Origin of the sequence: Lentzea sp. NPDC005914 (assembly GCF_040629405.1) — a bacterium.
Classification (GTDB): Bacteria; Actinomycetota; Actinomycetes; order Mycobacteriales; family Pseudonocardiaceae; genus Lentzea.
The window spans coordinates 27,621-49,326 of the sequence record NZ_JBEXVQ010000003.1 but is presented as its reverse complement, the minus strand read 5'-3'; the positions used below and the strand labels follow the sequence as shown (position 1 = coordinate 49,326).

Annotated in this window: 19 protein-coding genes; 15 read left to right on the top strand and 4 right to left on the bottom strand. The window is 69.2% G+C overall.

From position 1 onward, the window contains the following. Positions 1–193: 193 nt before the first annotated feature. The 3 genes from ABZ345_RS05420 to ABZ345_RS05410 all read left to right on the top strand — a co-directional run bounded on the left by ABZ345_RS05420 (position 194) and on the right by ABZ345_RS05410 (position 2,067). Positions 194–1,039 (top strand): hypothetical protein, encoded by an 846-nt coding sequence (locus tag ABZ345_RS05420; protein ID WP_359843226.1) that lies wholly within the window; start codon positions 194–196, stop codon positions 1,037–1,039. A gap of 171 nt (positions 1,040–1,210) precedes the next feature. Continuing rightward, positions 1,211–1,972, top strand: coding sequence for a phosphatidylinositol-specific phospholipase C/glycerophosphodiester phosphodiesterase family protein (locus ABZ345_RS05415; RefSeq protein ID WP_359843224.1), 762 nt, complete (start codon positions 1,211–1,213; stop codon positions 1,970–1,972). Next, positions 1,909–2,067 carry a hypothetical protein gene (locus tag ABZ345_RS05410; protein WP_359843222.1) on the top strand — a complete coding sequence of 53 codons (159 nt, stop codon included), beginning with the start codon at positions 1,909–1,911 and terminating at the stop codon, positions 2,065–2,067. The genes ABZ345_RS05415 and ABZ345_RS05410 overlap by 64 nt, the downstream gene beginning before the upstream one ends. Before the next feature lie 49 nt (positions 2,068–2,116). On the opposite strand, the gene ABZ345_RS05405 is transcribed toward ABZ345_RS05410, so the two are convergent. The 3 genes from ABZ345_RS05405 to ABZ345_RS05395 form a co-directional block, all read right to left on the bottom strand. Further along, positions 2,117–4,375, bottom strand: a complete 2,259-nt coding sequence (locus ABZ345_RS05405) for an FG-GAP-like repeat-containing protein (RefSeq protein ID WP_359843220.1) — start codon at positions 4,373–4,375, stop codon at positions 2,117–2,119. 371 nt (positions 4,376–4,746) lie between these two features. After that, complete coding sequence (locus ABZ345_RS05400; RefSeq protein ID WP_359843218.1) at positions 4,747–6,078, bottom strand: RICIN domain-containing protein; 1,332 nt, start codon at positions 6,076–6,078, stop codon at positions 4,747–4,749. Positions 6,079–6,488: 410 nt separating this feature from the next. Continuing rightward, the gene (locus tag ABZ345_RS05395; protein WP_359843216.1) at positions 6,489–7,517 is read right to left on the bottom strand and encodes an AraC family transcriptional regulator; all 1,029 of its coding nucleotides are present in this window, start codon (positions 7,515–7,517) and stop codon (positions 6,489–6,491) included. Positions 7,518–7,643: 126 nt separating this feature from the next. On the opposite strand from ABZ345_RS05395, the gene fabG reads away from it, so the two are divergent. After that, entirely contained in the window at positions 7,644–8,348 is a 705-nt protein-coding gene (gene fabG / locus ABZ345_RS05390) for a 3-oxoacyl-ACP reductase FabG (RefSeq protein ID WP_359843214.1), read from the top strand. Continuing rightward, positions 8,348–8,980, top strand: a complete 633-nt coding sequence (locus ABZ345_RS05385; protein ID WP_359843212.1) for a response regulator transcription factor — start codon at positions 8,348–8,350, stop codon at positions 8,978–8,980. Before fabG ends, ABZ345_RS05385 begins: the two co-directional genes overlap by 1 nt. Here the strand turns inward: ABZ345_RS05385 and ABZ345_RS05380 are convergent. Continuing rightward, positions 8,964–10,244 carry a beta-ketoacyl-[acyl-carrier-protein] synthase family protein gene (locus ABZ345_RS05380; protein WP_359843210.1) on the bottom strand — a complete coding sequence of 427 codons (1,281 nt, stop codon included), beginning with the start codon at positions 10,242–10,244 and terminating at the stop codon, positions 8,964–8,966. The two genes, ABZ345_RS05385 and ABZ345_RS05380, sit on opposite strands and share 17 nt — an antisense overlap. A gap of 146 nt (positions 10,245–10,390) precedes the next feature. Here ABZ345_RS05380 and ABZ345_RS05375 point away from each other — a divergent pair, with 146 nt between their 5' ends. The 10 genes from ABZ345_RS05375 to ABZ345_RS05330 all read left to right on the top strand — a co-directional run bounded on the left by ABZ345_RS05375 (position 10,391) and on the right by ABZ345_RS05330 (position 21,607). Further along, a complete protein-coding gene (locus ABZ345_RS05375; RefSeq protein ID WP_359843208.1) occupies positions 10,391–12,073 on the top strand; it encodes a fatty acyl-AMP ligase in 1,683 nt (560 codons plus the stop codon). Beyond that, positions 12,073–13,818 carry a fatty acyl-AMP ligase gene (locus tag ABZ345_RS05370; protein WP_359843206.1) on the top strand — a complete coding sequence of 582 codons (1,746 nt, stop codon included), beginning with the start codon at positions 12,073–12,075 and terminating at the stop codon, positions 13,816–13,818. The genes ABZ345_RS05375 and ABZ345_RS05370 overlap by 1 nt, the downstream gene beginning before the upstream one ends. 457 nt (positions 13,819–14,275) lie before the next feature. Further along, positions 14,276–14,743: a CBS domain-containing protein gene (locus ABZ345_RS05365; RefSeq protein ID WP_359843205.1), complete on the top strand. Its 468-nt coding sequence runs from the start codon at positions 14,276–14,278 to the stop codon at positions 14,741–14,743. Further along, positions 14,740–16,038, top strand: coding sequence for an ArsB/NhaD family transporter (locus ABZ345_RS05360; RefSeq protein ID WP_359843203.1), 1,299 nt, complete (start codon positions 14,740–14,742; stop codon positions 16,036–16,038). The genes ABZ345_RS05365 and ABZ345_RS05360 overlap by 4 nt, the downstream gene beginning before the upstream one ends. A gap of 101 nt (positions 16,039–16,139) precedes the next feature. Continuing rightward, positions 16,140–16,271, top strand: coding sequence for a hypothetical protein (locus tag ABZ345_RS05355; RefSeq protein ID WP_359843201.1), 132 nt, complete (start codon positions 16,140–16,142; stop codon positions 16,269–16,271). After that, a complete protein-coding gene (locus ABZ345_RS05350; protein WP_359843199.1) occupies positions 16,268–17,179 on the top strand; it encodes an ABC transporter ATP-binding protein in 912 nt (303 codons plus the stop codon). Before ABZ345_RS05355 ends, ABZ345_RS05350 begins: the two co-directional genes overlap by 4 nt. Next, a complete protein-coding gene (locus ABZ345_RS05345) occupies positions 17,176–17,955 on the top strand; it encodes an ABC transporter permease (RefSeq protein ID WP_359843197.1) in 780 nt (259 codons plus the stop codon). Before ABZ345_RS05350 ends, ABZ345_RS05345 begins: the two co-directional genes overlap by 4 nt. Positions 17,956–18,222: 267 nt before the next feature. Further along, on the top strand, positions 18,223–18,561 hold the full coding sequence (locus tag ABZ345_RS05340; protein ID WP_359843846.1) for a YciI family protein: 339 nt from the start codon (positions 18,223–18,225) through the stop codon (positions 18,559–18,561). Next, a complete protein-coding gene (locus ABZ345_RS05335) occupies positions 18,558–19,769 on the top strand; it encodes a DUF6596 domain-containing protein (RefSeq protein ID WP_359843195.1) in 1,212 nt (403 codons plus the stop codon). The genes ABZ345_RS05340 and ABZ345_RS05335 overlap by 4 nt, the downstream gene beginning before the upstream one ends. A 185-nt stretch (positions 19,770–19,954) precedes the next feature. After that, entirely contained in the window at positions 19,955–21,607 is a 1,653-nt protein-coding gene (locus ABZ345_RS05330) for a choice-of-anchor B family protein (RefSeq protein ID WP_359843193.1), read from the top strand. Positions 21,608–21,706: the final 99 nt, after the last annotated feature.

Here is a 21,706-nt window from a genome sequence, read left to right as displayed (position 1 = left end):
AGGAGGACCGTGCGGGTCGCGGGAGTGGATGCTCGTCACCCCCAGGTGCCGACGCCGCCGTCCAGGCGGATTCGCACCTGGGGTTCCCGTTTTGACACCATCCTGTCGGCACGCCTTCGCTCTCTGGACACCGGAGCCTCGAAGCCGCCGTAAACGGATGGTCGACAGCTTCCCGCCCGGTCATCCTGACCCAATGGGAGACAGAGCCAACGTCATCGTGGTCCGCGAGAACGGCACACATGAGCTGTACCGGACCGGCTGGGCGGTCGGAATCGACCTCGACCTGGTGGACGGGCCGACGCCGGTTCTCGCCATGCTTCCCGGACTCCGCCAGGACGGCTGGTTGGACGACACCACGGCCCAGGGCGGGATGCTGCTCGACCTCGGCCGGAAAGTGCTCCTGTTCTTGGCCTGGGAGGGGCGTAGCACTGAGCTCCGCCACCGCGCGGCCGTGTTCGAGCTGATCCGAGCCGCGTGGCCGGGCTGGGAGGTCCGCTGGCTGTACGACGGCTCGGCCGAACTGCGTGAGTACGTCGGGCTGGACCCGGAGTACGTTCGCTGCCGCGATTCGGGCCTCTCTTCGGCCCCGTTCCTGGCCCCCGACGACGAGGACTTGGCCGGGCCCGACCCAGGCGGTGTGGTGATCACGGTGGGCGCCGGCCGCTGCCACGTCGCCTCTGACGCGTTCGACCACCCTGTCCGCGAGGGCGTCGCCCTGCTCGACCGCCTGGCAAACGCCCCTGGGCACGGGAGCTGCAGCCTGCACGTCAATGCCGGTATCCACCTCAACCCGGAACGCCTGCATCTGGGCTGGTGGTCCCTCTACTCCTCGCCACAGGCTTACCAAGTACCGGAGTTGTGGCCGGGCTGGACTGTGGAGTTCTGGCAGGACGACTGGGAACGACACATCAGAGCCAGCGACCGCTTCGCTCCGGCGGCGTTCGACGCCGGAGAGAAAGCCAGAGCCGCAGTGCTCGCCGAGGCCGGGGAGCGCCGGGCTGTCCGGGCCCGCAACGACCGATTGCAGCTGTGGCGGTAGCTCGTCAAGCACCGGGCCTGCCGCTGTCCTCCTTGGCGCAGCTGGATTCGTGGAGCTGCAACCACGACCCGCACGCCCTGATTTCCACGACAGTTCCCCCAATCGTCGATCACGAAGCACGCCGGTGGTGGCAGCATCGCCCGTGCCCGGTGAGCAGAGAAAGGGAATCAGATGAGGCGATCGACGCTGTCCGTTCTCCTGGCGCTGCTCGGAACCGTTGCCGCCGGCGCGCAGTCGCCCGCAGTCGCCGCAGCGGCTCCCGTGCAACCGCTTGAACGCGCGCATGCGCACAACGACTACGAGCACGCTCGTCCGCTGGCCGACGCCCTCGACAACGGGTTCGGGTCGGTGGAGGCCGATGTGTGGCTGGTGGACGGCGAACTCCGCGTGGCACACGACCTGGTCGGCACGCGACCGGGCCGCACCCTGCGCAGCCTCTACCTCCAGCCGCTCGCCGAGCGGGTGCGTGCCAACAGGGGCAGTGTTTACCCGCACTGGCGCGGTTCCCTGCAGCTGCTCGTCGACGTGAAGAGCGACGGGCCCTCCACCTACCGTGCGGTGGACGAGGCGCTGCGCGAGTTCCGTCCCATGCTCACCCAGTGGACCTACGGTCACGAGCGGCGCGGCGCGGTCGAGGTGGTCATCAGCGGGAACCGGCCGCGTGAGGACATGCTCGCCCAGTGCCGCCGCCTCGCCGGATACGACGGGCGGTTGAGCGATCTGGGTAGCGGCACACCGGCCACGTTCATGCCGCTCGTCAGCGACAACTGGACGAACAACTTCACGTGGCAGGGAGTGGGCCCGATTCCGGTGCAGGAACGGGAAAAGCTGCGCCGGATTGTCTCGCAGGCGCATGCCGCCGGGTACCGGTGCGGTTCTGGGCCACGCCGGACGTGGCCAGAGCACCGCGGGAGGCGGTGTGGCGCGAGCTGATCGCCGCCGACGTCGACCAGATCAACACCGACGACCTGGTGGGACTGCGCGAGTTCCTCCTGGCGAACGACCCGGCGGAGCACCACGCGGCCTGAGCGGATCGCGACGAGCCCAGAGCGTGGCCTGGGCTCGTCGCCTCCTTGGTCAGAGGATCGACGCCGCCGGGGTCGCAGCCCAGATCGGGAAGTCCGTCACGCCGGCGTTGGTGACGCCGAACGTGCCGTTGCCACCTGAGAACGCCACCGGGATCGAGCCCCAGCCGGCTACACCGGTCAACGCCAGGTCCGTCCTGCCGTCGCCGTTGAAGTCACGCGCCACGAGTTCGACACCCGCCGAGCTCGCCCAGGTCGGGAAGTCCGCGACACCCGCGTTGGTGACGCTGAACGAACCATCACCGCCTGAGAACGCGACAGGGATCGAACCCCATCCCAGGCCACCGGTCAGCACGATGTCCGTGCGGCCGTCGCCGTTGAAGTCCTTGGCCACGATCCGGACGCCCGCGGTCGTCGCCCACGTCGGGAAGTCCGCGGCACCCGCGTTGGTGACGTTGAACGTGCCGTTGCCGTTGGAGAACGCCACCGGGATCGAGCCCCAGCCGGCGACACCGGTCAACGCGAAGTCCATCCGCCGGTCGCCGTTGAAGTCGCCGGTGAGCACCTTGACGTTCGGTGTCGCCGACCATCCGGGGAAGCTCCCGACACCGTTGTTGGTGATGCCGAACGAGCCGTCTCCGTTGGCGAACGCGACGGGGATGGAACCCCAGCCGGGCACGCCGGTCAATGCGATGTCGGTACGGCCGTCACCGTTCACGTCGCCGGTCACCAGCTTCACGTTCGGCGTGTTCGCCCAGGTCGCGAAGTCCCCGACACCCGCGTTGGTGACGCTGAACGTGCCGTTGCCGCCTGAGAACGCGACGGGCACGGAGCCCCAGCCGGCACCGCCAGCCAGTGCGATGTCGGTGCGTCCGTCGGCGTTGAAGTCACCGGTGACGACCTTGACGCCCGGTGTGGTCGCCCAGACCGGGAAGTCGGGCACCCCGGCGTTCGTGATCGTGTAGGTGCCGTTGCCGTTGGAGAACGCGACAGGGATGGAGCCCCAGCCGGCGGGACCGGTCAGTGCGATGTCCGTGCGTCCGTCGCCGTTGAAGTCGCCGGTCAGCAACTTCACGCCGGGCGTGCTCGACCAGGTCGCGAAGTCCGGCACACCCGCGTTGGTGACGCCGAACGCGCCGGTGCCCGCGGAGAACGCGGTCGGGATCGAGCCCCAGCCGGGTACACCGTTCAACGCGATGTCGCCGCGTCCGTCGGCGTTGTAGTCCGCCTTGGTGTCCGTCACGCCGTCGGAGACAGGCGCGTACAGCAGCAGGTTCGGCGAGCCGGCCGGGTCTGTGATCACGTTCGGGGTCGCGTTGGTGAGCAACGCGTTCGCCACGAGCGGCGGGGTGTCGTACGGGTGGTTCGCCAGCCACAGCGCCGCCGCGCCCGCCACGTGCGGGGTCGCCATCGATGTGCCGCTGATCGTGTTCGACGCCGTGTCGCTGGTGTTCCAGGACGACGTGATGCTCGTTCCTGGGGCGAAAAGGTCGGTGCAGGAGCCGAAGTCGGACGAGGAGGCGCGGCGGTCGTTGATGTCGGCGTTGTTGACGGTCAACGCCTCGGTCACCCTCGCCGGCGAGTAGTTGCACGCGTTCGCGTTGTTGTTGCCGGAGGCGATGGCGTAGGTGACGCCCGACGCGATCGAGTTCCGCACGGCCTGGTCGACCGCCGCGTTCGCACCACCGCCCAGGCTCATGTTCGCGACAGCGGGCCGTGCGGCGTTGGCGGTCACCCAGTCGATGCCGCTGATCACGCCCGCGAACGATCCGGAACCCGAGCAGCCGAGCACCTTGACGGCGACCAGGTTCACGCTCTTCGCGATGCCGTACTCGGCGCCGCCGATGGTGCCGGCGACGTGCGTGCCGTGGCCGTTGCAGTCGGTGTTGTTGTTGTCCCCGGTGGTGTTCGTGCCCCAGGTGGCCCGGCCGCCGAACGTGGAGTGGCTCGTCCTGATGCCGGTGTCGATCACATAGGCGCGCACGTTCGCCGCACGCGACTCGAACGTGTACCGGCTGTCCCGCGCGTTCTGCCGCTGGTCGACCCGGTCGAGGCCCCACGACGGCGGACTCTGCTGCGAGTCGGTGAGGTGGACCTGGCCGTCCTCCTGGACGTAGGACACGGCCGGGTCCTTCGCGAGCCGAGCGGCCTGGCCTGTGCTCAGCCGCGCGGCGAAACCGTGCAGGGCGTGCTGCCAGCTCGCCGTGACCGCGCCGCCGTACCTGCTTGTCAGCGCGGCCGAAGTGGTGACCGCATTGTCCTTCAGAACAACGACATAGCTTCCCGGAATCGCTTCGGAAACAGTCCGCACGGCCGCGGGTTCAGCATTCGCCGATACCGCGGAGGCGCCGATCAGAGCAATGGCAACCGCACTTGCTCTGACCAGGCGCAATGATCTCAGCGTAAGCATGAAGATCTACTTTCGTTCGGGTGACGAACAGGGCTCACCCAGTTGATCCTGCTGATTCGATCGGTAGCGCGGTAGTGCGGTGAATTACCATTGCGGGAATACGTCAACGGCTTCGGCCGGCCGGGGAGTGGACACAGGTCCGGATGGATGCGGGCCAATCGCGCAGCGCTGCGCGATTGGTAATAGGCGAAATTGCCGAGCCGCATGCCGATGCGTCTTTCGCCTGAGTCGTGCCCGCCTGACGTTCGCGTCAGGCGGGCACGACTACGAGATCAGGACACTCGCCAGATCTGGCTGGTGGCGTTCGTCCCGGGGAGTTGCTGAACCTGCGCGCCACTGCCGGTGGACGAGCCCGCCACGCCGATCTGCAGGCCGCTGTTGATGTTCACCAGCACGTAGTCGTTGCCGCTCAGGCTGCCGACCAGGTCGGCCGCCCACTGCTGGCCGGGGCGGCCGTCGCAAGTCCACTGCTGCAGTTGCACACCGCCCGCGGTCGACTGGTCCGGCACGTCCAGGCACAGGCCGCTGTTGACGTTGGCGACGGTGAAGATGTTGTCGGCGAGCTTGCTCACCCTCCACTGCTGGTTGGCGCCGCCGTTGGCCTGCCACTGGATGACCTTGCCGCCGTTGGCGGTGGAGGCGCCCGAGGCGTCCATCAGCATCGAGCTGTTGCGGTTGGCCAGGGTGTGCACGGCGCTGCTGGGCAGTCCGGAGTTCGGTGACCAGGTGCCGGTCTGCGCGTCGAGGTTCCAGCTCGGGTACTGGCCCAGGTTGACCGTGGTGCCGCGAATGGTGAGAGGCAGCCAGATCAACGGTGAATCGCCCATGTTGTTCAACGTCCACCGGTCACCCGCGTAGAGGTAGGTGGTCGCGGCACTGCCCTGGACCGTGATGATGTTCGCGGTCTGGCTGTTGTAGGTGTTCGTGCCAGGAGCCGCGAAGTTCCGGAACGCGGACCACGGCCCGGCGAGCGACGGTGCGGTGGCGTACACGTTGTCGTTGGTGTTCCAGCCGGTCAGGTGCGACACGAGCAGGTAGTAAAGGCCGTTGGCCTTGATCACGGCAGGCGACTCGTAGTTGGGCAGCACCGCCACCGAGCTCGCGACCGAGAGGTAGTCGGACGAGAGCCGGTAGATGCGCAGGCTGCGGCCGGCGTTCTCGCTGAGCAGGTACGCGCTGCCGTCGGTGTCCTGGAACAGGCCGATGTCGCGGCTCTGGTTGCCCAGCGGCTGGAAGCTGCCCCGGTAGCTGTAAGGGCCGCAGGGGGTGGTGCTGGTGGCCACGCCGACCCGCTGGTCGGAGTAGCTCGTGCTGTCGATGTGGAGGTACATCACGTACGTCCGGGTGCTCGCGTTGTAGATGACCTTGGGACGTTCGACGATCCGGTTGGGGCCGAGATCGCCGCTGCCCTGCCTGGCCAGCGCGACACCCTGACGCGTCCAGTTGGCCAGGTCGGTCGACGAGTAGCAGGGGATCTCCTGGAACGCGGTGTTGGAACTGTTCTGACCGATCTTGCCCTCGCCGAAGCCGAACCAGGTGGCATCGACTTTGACGATCCCCAGTCCGTGCAACTGCAGGGAGCGGCCGCTGGTGTCGGTGCGCACGGCACCGAGGGTGAAGGTGTTCGGTGCGGCTTGCGCCCGACTCGCCGGCGCCACGAACCCGACGAGACCGGCGATGAAGGCTATGAGTACCGCGAGAGTCGTGCGCGAGCGTCCGGCTACGAGGTGAGGCGACTTGCTCGACATCGGATCCCTTTCCTGGGCAGTGCTGCGGCTGCGGCGGCGGCTCGATGTCATTGCCCAGGGACAGCTGGGAGCGCTCCCAATCTCGAAGGGCCTCGATCGGTCGAACATGATCGAATTGGCGGTGCCCACCCTGGGACACCGCAGTGTGGCACTACGTTGTTAGCGCTCACAAGAGGAAGCGCCGCAACGTCAGGTCAGCTGTCCTGGGAGACGATCATGGCGCGGGTCGATCAGCGTCCCGCCCACCTGGAGTCTCACCCGCGAGATCAGCGGCGGGTGTACGCACCGGGAGTGGTACCGGTCCATCGGCGGAACGCGCGGATGAACGTCGCGGCGTCGGTGTAGCCGAGCCGCAGTGCGACCTGCTCGACGCCGAGGTGGTGCAGCGTGATGAGTTCGATGGCCTTGACGCGCCTGGCCTCGTCCACGAGGTGGCGCAACGAGGTGCCCTCTGCGGCGAGATGCCGGCGCAACGTGCGGGCCGACAGGTGCAGACGCGCGGCGATGAGGCCGGCATCGGTCACACCTTCGGCGATGACCGCCCGCACGGTCTGCGCGACGCACGGGGCGCACCGTTCGCGCAGCAGGAAAAGGCACGTGCGCTCGCACGCCGTCAGGGTGAGCGGATCTGCTTGGGGCAGCGGGAGATCCAGCACCGCGCTGCTCGTGACGATCGCGTCGTGCGGGGTGTCGAACCGCACTGGTGCACCGATCGCCTTCTCGTAGTCGGCCGACGGCCGGGAACGGCGTAGTTCCACGCGCAGCGAGGGCGGTGACTCACCGAGGATGGTGCGCAGAATGCCTGCCGTGACCGCGATCTCCCGCTCGGCGAGGAACGGTCTCAGCGCCGCCGGGGAGCCGCGGTCGTCCACGATCAGGTGAGCCTCGTCCTCGCACACCCGCAGGCTCAAGCCGGTCACCGCACAGGTGAGAGGCAGGTAGTGCAGGCCGAACTCGACCGCCCCCAGCACCGTCGGGCAGGTCAGCAACGCGAAGCCCCAGATTCCGTAGGCGCGCAACGAGATCCGCTCGCCGACCGCGAACCCGACCCCGGCCGCGTGGCCGGTCGCGGTGAAGAGGTTGGCGGCCACCGCGAGTTCCTGCGCGTCACTCACCACCGCGCCACCGTGCAGCATCTCGGGGGAGATCCCGGTGCTGTGCAGACACTCCTGCACACCCACGCCGTGTTCGGCACCGACCTCGACCATCGCCCGCACTCCGGCCGTGCCCCGGCGGAACCCGGACGCATGGCCGGAAAGGTCAACACGTCGGCCGTGACGGCCATCAGGCGACACCGTCGATCTCCCTAACCTCGAACCAGGTTGAGGGCGACGGTGCCCGAATCCGACCCCACGATAGGGGCGGCCGGGACATCGACCTGTGGCATCACCCGGACGCCGATGAACCGAAAGGAGCACGTCATGACGCGCACGGTGCTGGTGACCGGAGGTAACCGGGGGATCGGCCGGTCGATCGCCGAGGCGTTCCTGTCCGACAGTGCGAAGGTGGCCGTGACGCACCGCGGCGGTGACTGCCCGGCGGGGGCGTTCGCGGTGAAGTGCGACGTGACCGACAGCGAGCAGGTGGACGCGGCGTTCACCGCGGTCGAGTCCGAACTGGGACCGGTGGACGTGCTCGTGGCCAACGCCGGGATCACCGACAGCACTCTCATCACCCGCATGACCGAGGAGAGGTTCACCTCGGTGCTGGACACGAACCTGACCGGGGCGTGGCGTTGTGCCCAGCGGGCGGCCACGCCGATGGCCCGTGCCCGGAACGGCCGGATGATCTTCATCTCCTCGGTGGTCGCGATGTACGGCAGCGCCGGTCTGACGAACTACGCCGCGAGCAAGGCGGGGCTGATCGGGCTCGCCCGCTCGCTCGCCCGCGAACTGGGCAGCCGCGGTGTGACCTCGAACGTCGTCGCGCCGGGGTACGTCGACACCGACATGACCGCCGCGCTGCCCGAGCAGTACGGCAAGCAGTACCGGGAGTCGATTCCGTTGCGGCGCTTCGCCGAACCCTCGGAGGTCGCGGCCGCGGTCGTGTGGCTGGCCGGCGACTCGGCGCGGTACGTGACGGGCGCCGTGATCCCGGTCGACGGCGGGCTGGGGATGGGGCACTGATGCCTGTCTCCGTGTTGTTGATCGACGATGAAGTCCTGGTGCGCAAGGGGTTTCGCCACACCCTCGAGGAAGCGGCGGACGTCGTCGTGGTGGGTGAGGCCGGTCGTGCTGCCGATGGCCTGCTCCTCGCACGACGACATCAGCCCTCGGTGGTGCTCACCGCGGACGTCGCCGACCTGGCGCGCTTGAGGACGTGTGTCACGGGTGGCGTCATCGCGCTGGTCGGCGAGTGCACGGACGAGCAGCTCCACCGGGTGCTCACCGACGGCGCGAGAGGGCTCCTACTGAAGCGCGCGAGCCGCGAGGAACTCGTGGCCGCGGTGCGTGCCGTGGCACGGGGTCACGCCCACCTCGGCGCCGAGGTGGCGGGACGCCTGCTGGACCGGTTCGAGATCCTGCCTCCGCCCGAGGAGGCGGACCGCGGGCTGAGGCTGCTCAGCGATCGCGAACGTCAGGTTCTGGTCAGGATGGCCCGTGGCCGCAGCAACGACGAGATCGCCAGGGAGCTCTATTTGACCTGCGCCACGGTGAAGTCCCACGTCTCGCACATCCTCGCGAAACTCGGCCAGCCCAACCGGATGCACGCGGCACTGCTCGCCCAGCGGCTGGGACTGCTCACCCGGACCGGGTGAACGCGAGCACGACGTTGTGCCCGCCGAAGCCGAACGAGTTGGAGATCGCCGCGCCGACCCGCGCATGCCGCGGCCGGTCCGCGACGATCTCCAGCTTCACGTCGGAGTCCTGGTCGTCGAGGTTGCGCGTCGGCGGGATGACACCGTCGCGCACGGCCAGCACGGTGAAGATCGCCTCGACCGCACCCGCCCCGCCGATGAGGTGACCGGTCACGGACTTGGTCGCGGTGACCAGCGCGTGCGGGCCCAGGGCCTCCAGGACGGCGGCGGCCTCGACGCGGTCGCCGACCTGGGTGCCCGGTGCGTGCGCGTTGACGTGCGTGACGTCGTACGGGCTCAGCGCAGCCGACCGCAACGCCTGCCGGATGGCGCGGATCTGGCCGTCTGGTGAGGGCGCGGTCATGTCGTGGGCGTCGGAAGTCATGCCCACGCCGGCGAGCCGGGCGGCGACGCGGGCGGCCCGTGCGCGGGCGAACGAGGCCCGCTCCAGCACGAGCGCGCCCGCGCCCTCGGCCATGACGAACCCGTCGCGACTCGCGTCGAACGGACGCGACGCGGCCCCGGGGTCGTCGTGCCTGCGGGACAACGCTCCCATCCTGGCGAACGCCGCGATCGACAGTCTGCCGAGGCACGCTTCGGTGCCACCGGCGACGACGACGTCCGCGAGCCCGCGGCGCAGCAGCGCGGCGCCGAGCGCGATGGCCTCCGCACCGGAGGCGCACGCGCTCGTAGGGGCGTGCGCACCACCTCGCGCACCGAGATCCATGCTCACGGCGGCAGCCGGGCCGTTCGGCATCAGCATCGTGACGGTGAACGGCGAGACGCGGCTGGGCCCGAGCTCCTGACACCGGTCGTACTGCTCGACCAGCGTGCCACCACCACCCAGCCCGGTGCCGAACACCACCGCCAGTCGTTCGGCCTCCACCTCCGGCGCTCCCGCGTCCGCCCACGCCTGCCGCGCCGCGACGACGGCGAGCTGCTGACAGCGGTCCATCCGGCGGCGCGCCACGCGGTCGAGCAACGACCCGGGATCCTCGAGCACCGGAGCGCCGAGCCGCACCGGCAGGTCGGCAGCCCACGGAGCGTCGAGCACGCGCACGCCGGAGGTACCCGCGAGTAATGCGTCCCAAGTGGACACGACGTCACCGCCCTGAGGGGTCGTCATGCCGAGGCCGGTGATCACGACTTCCTCCTCTTCCCGCGGCAGCGGAGGCAACGAAGCATGGGACAGGGCGAAGTCGAGGAACGTGTGTTCATGAGGCATGCGTCGAGCAGAACACCGCGACTGCCCCGGCGGCAGCGGTCGCGGGACTGATTCCGGCCTCCGTCTCGCGACTGATCACAACACCGCCGACGCTCCGTAACGTCCGCACCGCAAGGGAAATCTCCGGAGACGGGAGTTGATGCGCGGTGTCAGCGGAAACGGCGGCCGGCGTGGCGAACCTGGCGGAACTGTGTCGCAGGCAGGTGGCACTCAGAGGCGAGGAACGCGCGTTCGTGTTCCTGGAGAGCGGCGTCGTGGAGTCGGCCACGCTCACCTACGCGGAACTGGATCTCCGGGCGCGCGCGATCGCCGCGCGACTGCGGTCGCTCGCGCGGCCGGGATCTCGCGCACTGCTGTGTCATCCGCCCGGGCTGGAGTTCGTGGCGGCCTTCCTGGGGTGCCTGTACTGCGGCATCATCGCGGTGCCGGCACCGCCGGTGCGCAGGGCGTCGGGGGACGCGCGGCACACTCGGTTGACGGCCATCGCCGACGACTGCGGACCTGAGCTACTTCTGTCCACAAAGGACACGTTGGCCGGACTGCAGGCGGTCCTCGGTCACCAGCCCGTCACTCCGCTCGCCACCGACACCGTGACCGAGGGTGGATCCGAGTGGTGCGTCACGGACGAACAGCACGAGATCGCCTACCTGCAGTACACCTCCGGCACGACGGGCAGGCCCAAGGGCGTCGTGCTCACCCACGCGGGCGTGCTGCACAACCTCGAGCTCATCGTCCGGGGCGGCTCCCGGCCGGACGAGGACTACGGGCGCATCGCGCCGACGGTGTCGTGGCTCCCGGTGTTCCACGACATGGGTCTCGTCGGCGGCGTCCTGCAACCGCTCTTCCTCGGCCAGCTGTCCGTGCTGATGTCGGCGCAGTCCTTCGCACGGGTGCCCGCGAACTGGCTGCGGGCGATCTCCCGCTACGGAGCGGAGATCGCGGCCGCGCCGAGCCTGGGGTACGAACTGTGCCTGGGCCGGGTCACCGACGACCAGCGGGACGAACTCGACCTGAGTCGCTGGCGGATCGCCGCGATCAGCGACGAGCCGCTGTACGCGTCGACGATCGACCGGTTCGCCGCGCGCTTCGCCCGGTGCGGGTTCCGCCGCGAGACGTTCTTCCCCAGCTACGGCATGGCCGAGTCGACCGTGCTGATCAGCGGCGGTCCGCTCGAGGGGCAGCCGGTGGTGCGCCCGTTCGACTCGGTCGCGCTGGAGCGCGGCAGGGTCGAACGGGCGACCAGTGGCGCTGGTGCGCGCAGCTTGGTGGGTTGTGGCGAGCCGGATCCCTCGCTCGAAGTGGTCATCGCCGACCCGGAGACCTGCGCGCCCCTCGGGACCGGCGAGGTCGGCGAGATCCTCGTGTCCGGTCCGAGCATCGGGGCGGGGTACTGGAACGACCCGGCCGGTACCGAACGCACCTTCGGCGCGCTGGTGGATGGCCGCCGGTTCCTGCGCACCGGGAATCTGGGGTTCCTCTTCGAGGGCCAGCTCTTCGTGACCTGCCGGATCCCCGACCTGCTCGAGGTCGACGGCCGCCAGCTCTACCCGTACGACGTCGAGAAGACCGCGACGGACAGCCACGCCGCTGTGCGGACGGCGTGCGCGGTGATGGACGGCTCGGACGTCGTGGTGTTCGTCGAAGTGGACCACCGGCACCGAGGCACGTCCCAGGACGAGATCAGGTACGCCGTCTCCACGGCGGTGCACGCGGTGAACGGAGTGGTGCTCAGCCGGGTGGCACTGCTGTCACCGGGCGCGCTGCCGCTCACCACGAGCGGAAAGCTGCGCCGTGCGGCCTGTCGTTCGCTCATGTTGGGAGGCAAGTGATGCAGCTCCGCGACGGAGTTCGGCTGCCGAAGGGTGTCGCGGGTGGCCGGCGGAAGTTCACCACGCTGGTCGACCTGTGCCGGGCCCGCAGTGCGGCCGAGCCCGACATGCGCACGTACTCCTTCTACGCCGACGGCCGGACCGAGTGGGACGCGCTGACGCTGGACGACCTGGACCGCCGGGCGCGGGCGCTGGCCACCAGGCTCGGTGAGCTCGCGCCCCGCGGCACCCGAGCGCTGCTGTGCTTCGAGCCCGGCCTGGACTTCCACGTCGCGTTCCTCGGCTGCCTCTACGCCGGGCTGATCGCCGTGCCGGTCGCGCCGCTCGACGGCACCAGGACGAGCCTGAAGGTGAGCCGGATCTCCTCGATCGCCGCGAGCTGCACTCCCGAACTGCTGCTGTCCACCGGCCTCACCTTCGCCAAGTGCCTCGCGATGGTCGAGGAGTCCCCGGCACTCGCCGGCCTGGTGCGCGTCGCGGTCGACGAGACCGACCCGGCGCTCGCCGACCGGTGGACGCCGCCCGGCATCGGCATCAACACGCCGGCCTACCTGCAGTACTCCTCCGGATCGACCGGTGAGCCCAAAGGCGTGACCCTGACCCACGGCAACGTCCTGCACAACCTCGCGCTGATCCACGACAACCTGTACCGCCCGTCCGACGAGGAGGGGCTGCTCCGCCCGCCGAGCGTCTCGTGGCTGCCCTCGCACTACAACATGGGTCTGATCGGCGGTGTGCTCGACCCGCTGTACGCGGGGCGGCCGGCGGTGCTGTTCCCGGCCGGGATCTTCGTCCGCAGCCCCGTCAGCTGGCTGCGGCTCATCTCGCAGCTGGGCAGGGCCGACAGCTGCGCGCCGAACTTCGCGCTCGACCTGTGCGTGCGACGCATACCCGAGGCCCAGCTGGCACGGCTCGACCTGAGCGGCTGGGAGATGGCCCTGATCGGTGGTGAGCCGGTCAGGGCCAGGACGCTCGAGCGTTTTCTCGAGGTGTTCGCCCCGGTGGGCCTGCGCAGGGGCACGCTCGTACCGGGCTACGGCCTCGCGGAGTCGACCGTCATGGTCACCAGCGCCCAGGTGGGGGAGGGGCCGGTGATCCTGCGCTGCGACGGCGATGCCCTGACCAGGGGGCGCGCCCGGCCTGTCGACCCTCCCGGTGGCAGGCGGCTCGTCAGCTGCGGTCCTGTCCCACCGACGGTCACGCTCGTGATCGCCGACCCCGGCACTCTGCGGGAGTGCGCGGAGAGCGAGGTGGGGGAGATCTTCGTGCAGGGCCCGAGCGTGGGCACCGGATACTGGAACCGTCCAGACGAGGTCTTCCACGCCGAACTGCCCGGCAGGCGCGGCACGTTCCTGCGCACCGGTGACACGGGCTTCCGCTGGGACGGCGAGCTGTTCGTCACCGGAAGGGCCAAAGAAGTGATCATCGTCGCGGGCGCCAACCATCATCCGCACGACCTCGAGGCGACCGCGGAGACCGCGCATCCGGCCGTGCTCGCGTGTTGCGTGCTCGGTGTCGAAGACGGTCAACGGGAACAGGTCGTCGTGCTGGCGGAAGTCGTCGGCGAGGTCGACGCGAACGAGATCATGACCGCGGTGCGCCGCACCGTCCACAGCGGACACGGAGTGCGGGTCGACGAGGTCGCGGTGCTCGCGCCGGGTACGTTGCCGCGCAGCTCCAGCGGCAAACTGCTGCGAGCGGGTTGCCGGGACGCCTACGCGGCGGGTGTGCGCGGTCCCGCCTGAGGACGTTGTCCCCGGGGTTCTCGTCCGGTCGCGGCCGTCACCGAGCAGTACGTCTCCCAGCGCTGAACGCCTGGGACGAGGGGCGGCCGGGTGAGTTCGCGCGGCCGCTCCGACCCGGTGTGGTGGCCTTGGCGGCGCTGCGGGCGATCACGGGTTAGTCTTTCGCACGGTGTGCCGGGAAGCCTGGTCGGCGATGTGGCGGAGCTGTCTTTCGAGACCAGGACGACCAGGAGATCGCATGGCGTCGCACACCGAGTCGAGGGTCGGCACCCGTCAGCGCCGTTGGATCGCGCGCACGGTCAGTGCCGCCGCGAGGAAGCTCCCGATGAGCAGCAACGCCACTGCGAGACCGGACATGGGCGGTGCTCCTGCCCGTTGCGGATCACGTTCGACGGCAATGTCATGGTAACGCCGCCTGTGACCGCGGCCGCGCCAGCGCACTGTGAAGGAGTACGTCATGCGAGCACGTGACCTCGCCGAGGATTACCCACTGGTCCAGCTGACGGACGACGCGTTGACGGCGGCCCAGCTGATCGCCGAGCAGCGCCGGCCTGGCGTCGTCGTGGTCGATGCCGAGGGGCGGCCGGTGACCGTGTTGCCGGGTTCGCAGGTGTTGCGCTTCATCGTCCCGGGCTACGTGCAGGAGGATCCGTCGCTCGCCCGCGTGTACGACGAGAAGGGCGGTGCGCAGGCGTGCATCAGCAAGCTCGAAGGACGCACGGTCAAGGAGCTGTTGCCGCCCAAGGAAAAGCGCTACGAGTTGCCCAAGGTGTCCGGTGACGCCACGGTGATCGAATGCGCCGCGATGATGGCGCGGCTGCACAGTCCGCTCCTGCTCGTCAGCGACAACGACACCATCCACGGCGTGGTGACCACGTCCCACCTGTTGCAGGTCATCCTGTCCGCGACCGGGAAGGCGCCGTGAGCACGAGCCAGATCCTGTCCGTTGTCGTCTTCGTGGGCGCGTACGTCCTGATCGCCACCGAACGAGTGCATCGCGTGGCCGCTGCTCTCGGTGGCGCGGCGCTCATGCTCGCACTGGGCCTGACCAACGGTCAGACCGCGTTCCACTCGCTCGACGCCGGTGTCGACTGGAACGTCGTGTTCCTGCTGCTCGGCATGATGATCATCGTCGGAGTGATCAAACAGACCGGCCTCTTCGAGTATCTGGCCATCGCCGCCGCCAAACGCGCCAAGGGCAGACCGTTCACCGTGCTCGCGATGTTCGTGGTCATCACCGCCGTCGCGTCGGCCGCGTTGGACAACGTGACCACGGTGCTGCTGATCGCGCCGGTGACCTTCCTCGTGTGCGACCGTCTCGGGCTCAACCCCATCCCGTTCCTGATCGCCGAGGTGCTCGCCGCGAACATCGGCGGTACCGCGACGCTGATCGGTGACCCGCCGAACATCATCATCGCCAGCCGCGCCGGACTGTCCTTCAACGACTTCCTCGTCCACCTCGCCCCATTCATCGTGGTGCTGATGATCGTGTTCGTGGTGGTCTGCCGGTGGATGTTCCGCGACACGTTCCACTACGACGAGGACCGTGTCGCCGAGGTGATGGCCCTGTCGGAACGCGAAGCCATCCGCGACAGGACGCTGCTCGCGCAAAGCCTGATCGTCCTGGCGCTGGTTCTCGCCGGTTTCGTGTTGCACAGCACGCTGCACGTCGAACCGTCCGTGGTCGCGTTGCTCGGCGCGGGCCTGCTGGTGCTGATCTCCAAGGTCACCACCGAGGAGGCCATCGCCGATGTCGAGTGGGAGACACTGGTCTTCTTCATGGGGCTGTTCGTCATGGTCGGCGCCCTGGTGAAGACCGGCGTGATCGACGAGGTGTCCAAGTCCCTAGCGGACGCGGTCGATGGCGAGCCGCTGGTGGCGGTGATGGGCCTGCTGGTCATCTCCGGGTTGTTGTCCGCTGTCGTGGACAACATTCCTTATGTCGCAACGATGTCACCGATCGTCGGTGAACTCGTGGCAGCGCAGGGCCACACGCCGCAGGCGGAGTCGATGTGGTGGTCGCTCGCGCTGGGAGCGGATCTCGGCGGCAACGCCACCGCGGTGGGCGCGAGCGCGAACGTGGTCGTGCTCGGCCTGGCCGCTCGCAACGGCACACCGATCAGCTTCTGGCAGTTCACCCGCTACGGCGCCGTTGTCGCGGGCTTGTCGATCCTGCTCGCCGCCCCGTACATGTGGCTCCGCTACTTCGTGCTGGCGTGAGTTGGGATTCACTCGGCGGTGCCGGTGGTTGTAAACTCCGCTGCAGGTGTGCCGGGAAGCCTGGTCGGCGTGGTGGATGACGCCGTCTTCGAGGAGCTTCCATGGGCAACGCTGTCGCAGGTACCGCCATCGGCTCGGAGGAGCTCGCCGTGCGGTACGGAGCACCGTCCGGGCGACAGCGGTCTGTGCCGGAGATCGAGCGGACGTTCCACTGCGTCGAGGTCGAGGCGTGACAACGCCGGCGATCGACGCGCGTCGCCTGACGAAGCGCTACGGCGACATCGCCGTGGTGGATGATCTGTCACTGGAGATCGCGCCGGGGGAGATCTACGCGTTGCTCGGCCTCAACGGCGCGGGCAAGACGACGACGATTCGGATGCTGCTGGGCATGGTCCGTCCCACCAGCGGTGAGGCCACCGTGCTGGGCACGACGCTGCGCCCCGGCGTGCACACCGTGTGGTCGCGAGTCGGCTACCTGGTGGAGACGCCGGCCGCATACCCGGAGCTCACCGTCGCGGAGAATCTCGCGGTCGCCGCACGCCTGCGCGGACTGCGCGCCCGCCGTCACGTCGACGACGTCATCGACCGGCTGCGCCTGACTCCGTATGCGCGGCAACGCGCGGGCACCTTGTCGTTGGGCAACGCGCAACGCCTCGGTCTGGCGAAAGCACTGCTGCACAAGCCGGAACTGCTGATCCTCGACGAACCGGCCAACGGGTTGGACCCCGCCGGCGTCGCGGAGATCCGGGACCTGGTGCTGGAACTGAGCCGTGAGCACGGCGTCACGGTGCTGGTGTCCAGCCACATCCTCACCGAGGTCGCGCGGCTCGCCACCCGCGTGGGCATCATCGACCGGGGCCGGCTCGTCCGCGAGTTCGCGGCCGACCACCTCGCCCAGCACGTGCAGCGGCGGCTGAGCCTGTCGGTCCGCGACCGGGAGTCCGCCGAGAAAGCCTTGCTCACCGCGGGACATCAGCCAGTCCGGACCGAAGGCGACGTCATCGTGCTGACCGATTCCCGCGCGGTCGGCGAACCCGAGGCCGTGGTGACCGTTCTCGTCGCGGCGGGTTGTCCGCCGTACCGGCTCGTGGTCGAGCAGGACGACCTCGAAACGCTGTTCCTGCGGGTGGTGCAGCCGTGATCAACGCTCTCGCGACGGAGTTCCTCAAAGCGCGCCGCTCGCGCGTGCCGTGGGTGACCGCCCTCGCGTTCACCGTGGTCGCGCTGGTCGGCGGCCTGTTCATGTTCATCCTGCAGGACCAGGGCCGTGCACGGTCCCTCGGCCTGCTCGGCGCCAAGGCCGCGCTGGTGGGCGGCGACGCGGACTGGCCGACCTACCTGTCGTTCCTGGCCCAGGCCACCGCGGTGGGTGGGATGGTCGTGTTCGGGCTCGTCGAGATCTGGGTGTTCGGCCGCGAGTTCAGCCAGCACACCGCGAAGGACCTCCTGGCTCTGCCCACCGCGCGCGTCACGATCGTCGCCGCCAAGTTCGCCGTGGTCGTGGGCTGGTGCCTCGCGTTGGTGGTGCAGTTGCTCCTGCTCGGCTTGGTGATCGGCGCGCTGCTCGGGTTGCCGGGCTGGTCGGCGGCAGCAGCGCTGGGCGGGCTGGTCCGGATCGGAGGGATCGCGGTCATGGTCGCGCTGCTCACGACGCCGATCGCGTTCGCCGCGAGCGCCGGACGCGGCTACCTGCCCGGTGTGGGTGTGCTGATCTCCGCTGTGTTCTGCGCGCAGATCGTCGCGGCCCTCGGCTACGGCCAGTACTTCCCGTGGTCGGTGCCGGCGTTGTTCAGCGGCCTCGCGGGGCCTGAGCAGTCCACGCCTGGCGGGCTGGGCGTCACGCTGGTCCTGCTGGCCGGTGTGGCAGGGGCGGTGGCGACCGGGATCTGGTGGCGGCAGGCCGATCAGGACCGCTGAGCCCGGCTCGCGTGCCCGGCGGTCCGGCCGGAGGCGTGCATCGACGATCTTTTCCGAGGTCCCGCACCGCGACGCGCACCCCGTCCGCGTCGGCGTGCGACCCGAGCATCCGGTGGCAGTGCACGTGCGGGCGAGCAGATCGCTCATCTGGCCACCGCAGACGGCGGGAGTGGCAATTTCGGGCTTGGATGTCGAGAACCGGGTGACCGCTCCGACTACTGGCGAGCACCTGGACCGGGTGCCGGTGAAGGGAGCGACGTGAAGTACATGATCATGATGTTCGGCGGGCTCGGCGCCACGCTGGAGAACCGGACGCCCGACTGGATAACGGGCATGCAGGAGCACATGATGAAGCTCGACCAGGAGCTGCGGGACTCCGGCGAGCTCGTGGTCAGCAGCAAGCTCATCGACTCGAGCCAGGCGAAGACCGTGCGCTTCCAGAACGGCGTGACCGTGCCGACCGACGGACCGTTCGCGGAGATCAAGGAGTCGCTGGCCGGCTACTGGATCATCGACGCCACCGAGGAGCGGGCGCTCGAGGTCGCGGCGCGGGTGGTCGAGTACACGGAGTTCCCGATGGAAGTCCGTCAGGTCATGCACCTGTGACTCGGAACCACCGTCTGGAGGGCCTGCTGCGCGGACTCGCGCCGCAGGTCCTCGCCGCGCTCGTGCACAGGCACGGCCAGTTCGACGCGTGTGAGGACGCCGTGCAGGAGGCCCTGGCCGATGCCGTACGACAATGGCCGGTCGAAGGCGTCCCGGAGAATCCGCGGTCCTGGCTGCTGACCGCCGCGGGCCGGTCCCTTGTGGACGGATGGCGCAGCGAGAGCGCCCGGCGTCGCCGTGAAGCGACGGCCGGCGCGCTCGAACCGGTGGTGGTGGCCGACCAGGACGACACCCTCGTGCTGCTCTTCCTGTGCTGCCATCCGGTTCTGTCGCCACCTTCGCAGCTCGCGTTGACATTGCGCGCCGTGGGCGGGCTGACCACCGCCGAGATCGCGACGGCCTTCCTGGTGCCCGAGACCACGATGGCCCAGCGCATCAGCCGGGCCAAGCAACGAGTCCGCGGTGCGCGGTTCGCACTGCCGTCGGAAGCGGAACGGCCGGAACGCCTGAGTGTCGTGCTGCACGTGCTCTACCTGATGTTCAACGAGGGCTACACCGCCAGCAGTGGACCGGAGCTGGGTCGCGCCGACCTGACCGGCGAGGCGATCCGGCTGACCCGTGTGCTGCACCGACTGCTGCCCGGCGAGTGCGAGGTCGCCGGACTGTTGGCGTTGATGCTGCTCACCGACGCACGCCGAGCGGCACGGGCGGATGCTGCCGGCGCGATCGTGCCGCTCGCTGAGCAACGCCGGGACCTCTGGGACACCGCGATGATCGCCGAAGGCGTGGCGCTGGTGGAACGGACGCTCGGCACCGGCCCGGTGGGGCCGTACCAGCTGCAGGCGGCCATCGCCGCGGTGCACGACGAGGCCGCCACCGCGCAGGCCACGGACTGGCCGCAGATCCTGGCGCTGTACGACGTGCTCGCCCAGATCGCGCCAGGCCCCGTGGTGACCCTCAGCCGCGCGGTCGCCTTCGCCGAGGTGCACGGCCCGCGGTCCGGGCTCGCCGTGCTGGGCACTCTCGACGAGGACGACCGGATGGCGCACAGCCACCGGCTCGAAGCGGTCCGGGCGCACCTGCTCGAACGAGCAGGAGACCTCGTCGCGGCCGGAGAGTCGTACTCGCGCGCGGCGAGAATGACCGCCAGCCTGCCCGAACAGCGCTATCTCACCCTGTGTGCCGCCAGGCTGCGAAGTCGTCAGTAACGCACGCTGGGTGCTCGGGCACGTCGAACGCGTCGTCCGTGAGGCGTGACGAACCGTCTGGTACGCCGAGTCCCGACGAACGAAGGTTCACACGAACCGTCCTCTCCTCCTACCTTCAGCAGAAGATCGGAAACCCTGCTCCCGTCCGCCTCGGCGGCCGGGATTTCCGTGAGGAGCCCAACTTCATGAAACCCCTGCGCTTGGGGGTGCTCGCCGTGCTCACCGCATCGGCGGTCGCCCTCACGATGTCGGGCGCGTCCGCGCACGACCCCGACACCCCCGAAGGACAGGCGGCGGCCAGAGCGTTCATGGCCGACTACCAGCCGGCCGAGCGGCACGCGGTGACGAACGCCGCGGCCGGTGTGCCGTGCGTGAACGGCAAGGCCGACATCTATCCCTGCAAGAACGTGGACCTGCTCAGCGTCCTGCCGCTGTCGGCGATGGGCGGTGGCAACGGCAACGACATCTGGGGCTGGACCGACCCGTCCTCCGGCAAGGAGTACGCGATCGTCGGCCGCACCAACGGCACCGCGTTCGTCGACGTCAGCGCCCCCACTGCGCCGAAGTACCTGGGCAACCTGCCGTCCAACGGCGGCAGCAGTTCGTGGCGTGACATGAAGGTCTACAAGGACCACGCGTTCATCGTCGCGGACGCCATCACCGGCCACGGCATGCAGGTCTTCGACCTGACCCGCCTGCGGACCATCACCACCCCGCAGACGTTCACCGCGGACGCGCTGTACAAGGAGTTCGGCCCGGCGCACAACATCGCGATCAACGAGGAGACCGGGTTCGCGTACGCGATCGGCTCCAACACGTGCAGCGGTGGCCCGCACATGGTCGACATCCGCACGCCCAAGTCGCCCAAGAACGCGGGCTGCGTCTCGCAGGACGGCTACACGCACGACAACCAGTGCGTGATCTACCGCGGACCGGACGCCGCCTACCGCGGCAAGGAGATCTGCTTCAACTCCAACGAGGACACGCTGACGATCGTCGACGTGACCGACAAGGCCAACCCGGTCCAGATCGCGCGCAAGGGCTACTCCGGCGCGCAGTACTCGCACCAGGGCTGGCTGACCGAGGACCAGCGGTACTTCCTGCTCGACGACGAGCTCGACGAGTCACGCGGCACCGACAAGCACACCAAGACCTACATCTGGGACCTGGCGAGCCTCGCCAACCCGGTCCACACGGGCGTCTACAACTCGCCCGCGACGGCGATCGACCACAACCAGTACATCAAGGGCAAGTACTCGTACCAGTCCAACTACCAGGCCGGTCTGCGCATCCTGGACGTCAGCGGCGTCGCCTCCGCACAGCTGACGGAAGCCGGGTACTTCGACATCTACCCGGCAGCCGACGAAGCGAAGTTCAACGGGTCGTGGAGCAACTACCCGTACTTCGCCAGCGGCATCGTCCTGGTCAACGGCATCGAGCAGGGCCTGGTCGTGGTCAAGCCCAACCTCGGCAGCGCCGAACCGCCGCCGGCGGGCGGGAAGTTCGAGAACACCGCGGACGTCGCCATCCCGGACAACGGTGCGGCGGTCACCTCCCCGGTCACGGTCTCCGGTGTCGCGGGCAAGGCCCCGTCGGCGCTGAAGGTCAACGTGGACATCAAGCACAGCTACCGCGGTGACCTCGTCGTCGACCTGGTCGCGCCGGACGGCACCTCGTTCCGTCTCAAGGCATCGAGCAACGACTCGGCGGACAACGTGATCACCACCTACACGGTCGACGCGTCGGCGAGGACGGCGGAAGGCACCTGGAAACTCAAGGTGCAGGACGTCGCCAGCGTGGACACCGGCTACATCGACGCGTGGAGCCTGCAGTTCTGACGGCGTGGGGGGGGGGGCCGCGCGCGGGGGCCCCCCCCGGGGGGGGGGGGGTGGGCGAAGAAGAGATAAGCGTAAGGGTGTAGGAGCCGGTGTGCGGCG

Excerpts from the sequence above, each read along its gene's own strand:
- ABZ345_RS05420 (WP_359843226.1), top strand. The coding sequence starts at position 194 with ATGGGAGACAGAGCCAACGTCATCGTGGTCCGCGAGAACGGCACACAT.
- ABZ345_RS05415 (WP_359843224.1), top strand. The coding sequence starts at position 1,211 with ATGAGGCGATCGACGCTGTCCGTTCTCCTGGCGCTGCTCGGAACCGTT.
- fabG (WP_359843214.1), top strand. The coding sequence starts at position 7,644 with ATGACGCGCACGGTGCTGGTGACCGGAGGTAACCGGGGGATCGGCCGG.
- ABZ345_RS05385 (WP_359843212.1), top strand. The coding sequence starts at position 8,348 with ATGCCTGTCTCCGTGTTGTTGATCGACGATGAAGTCCTGGTGCGCAAG.
- ABZ345_RS05380 (WP_359843210.1), bottom strand. The coding sequence starts at position 10,244 with ATGCCTCATGAACACACGTTCCTCGACTTCGCCCTGTCCCATGCTTCG.
- ABZ345_RS05370 (WP_359843206.1), top strand. The coding sequence starts at position 12,073 with ATGCAGCTCCGCGACGGAGTTCGGCTGCCGAAGGGTGTCGCGGGTGGC.
- ABZ345_RS05365 (WP_359843205.1), top strand. The coding sequence starts at position 14,276 with ATGCGAGCACGTGACCTCGCCGAGGATTACCCACTGGTCCAGCTGACG.
- ABZ345_RS05355 (WP_359843201.1), top strand. The coding sequence starts at position 16,140 with ATGGGCAACGCTGTCGCAGGTACCGCCATCGGCTCGGAGGAGCTCGCC.
- ABZ345_RS05340 (WP_359843846.1), top strand. The coding sequence starts at position 18,223 with ATGATCATGATGTTCGGCGGGCTCGGCGCCACGCTGGAGAACCGGACG.
- ABZ345_RS05330 (WP_359843193.1), top strand. The coding sequence starts at position 19,955 with ATGAAACCCCTGCGCTTGGGGGTGCTCGCCGTGCTCACCGCATCGGCG.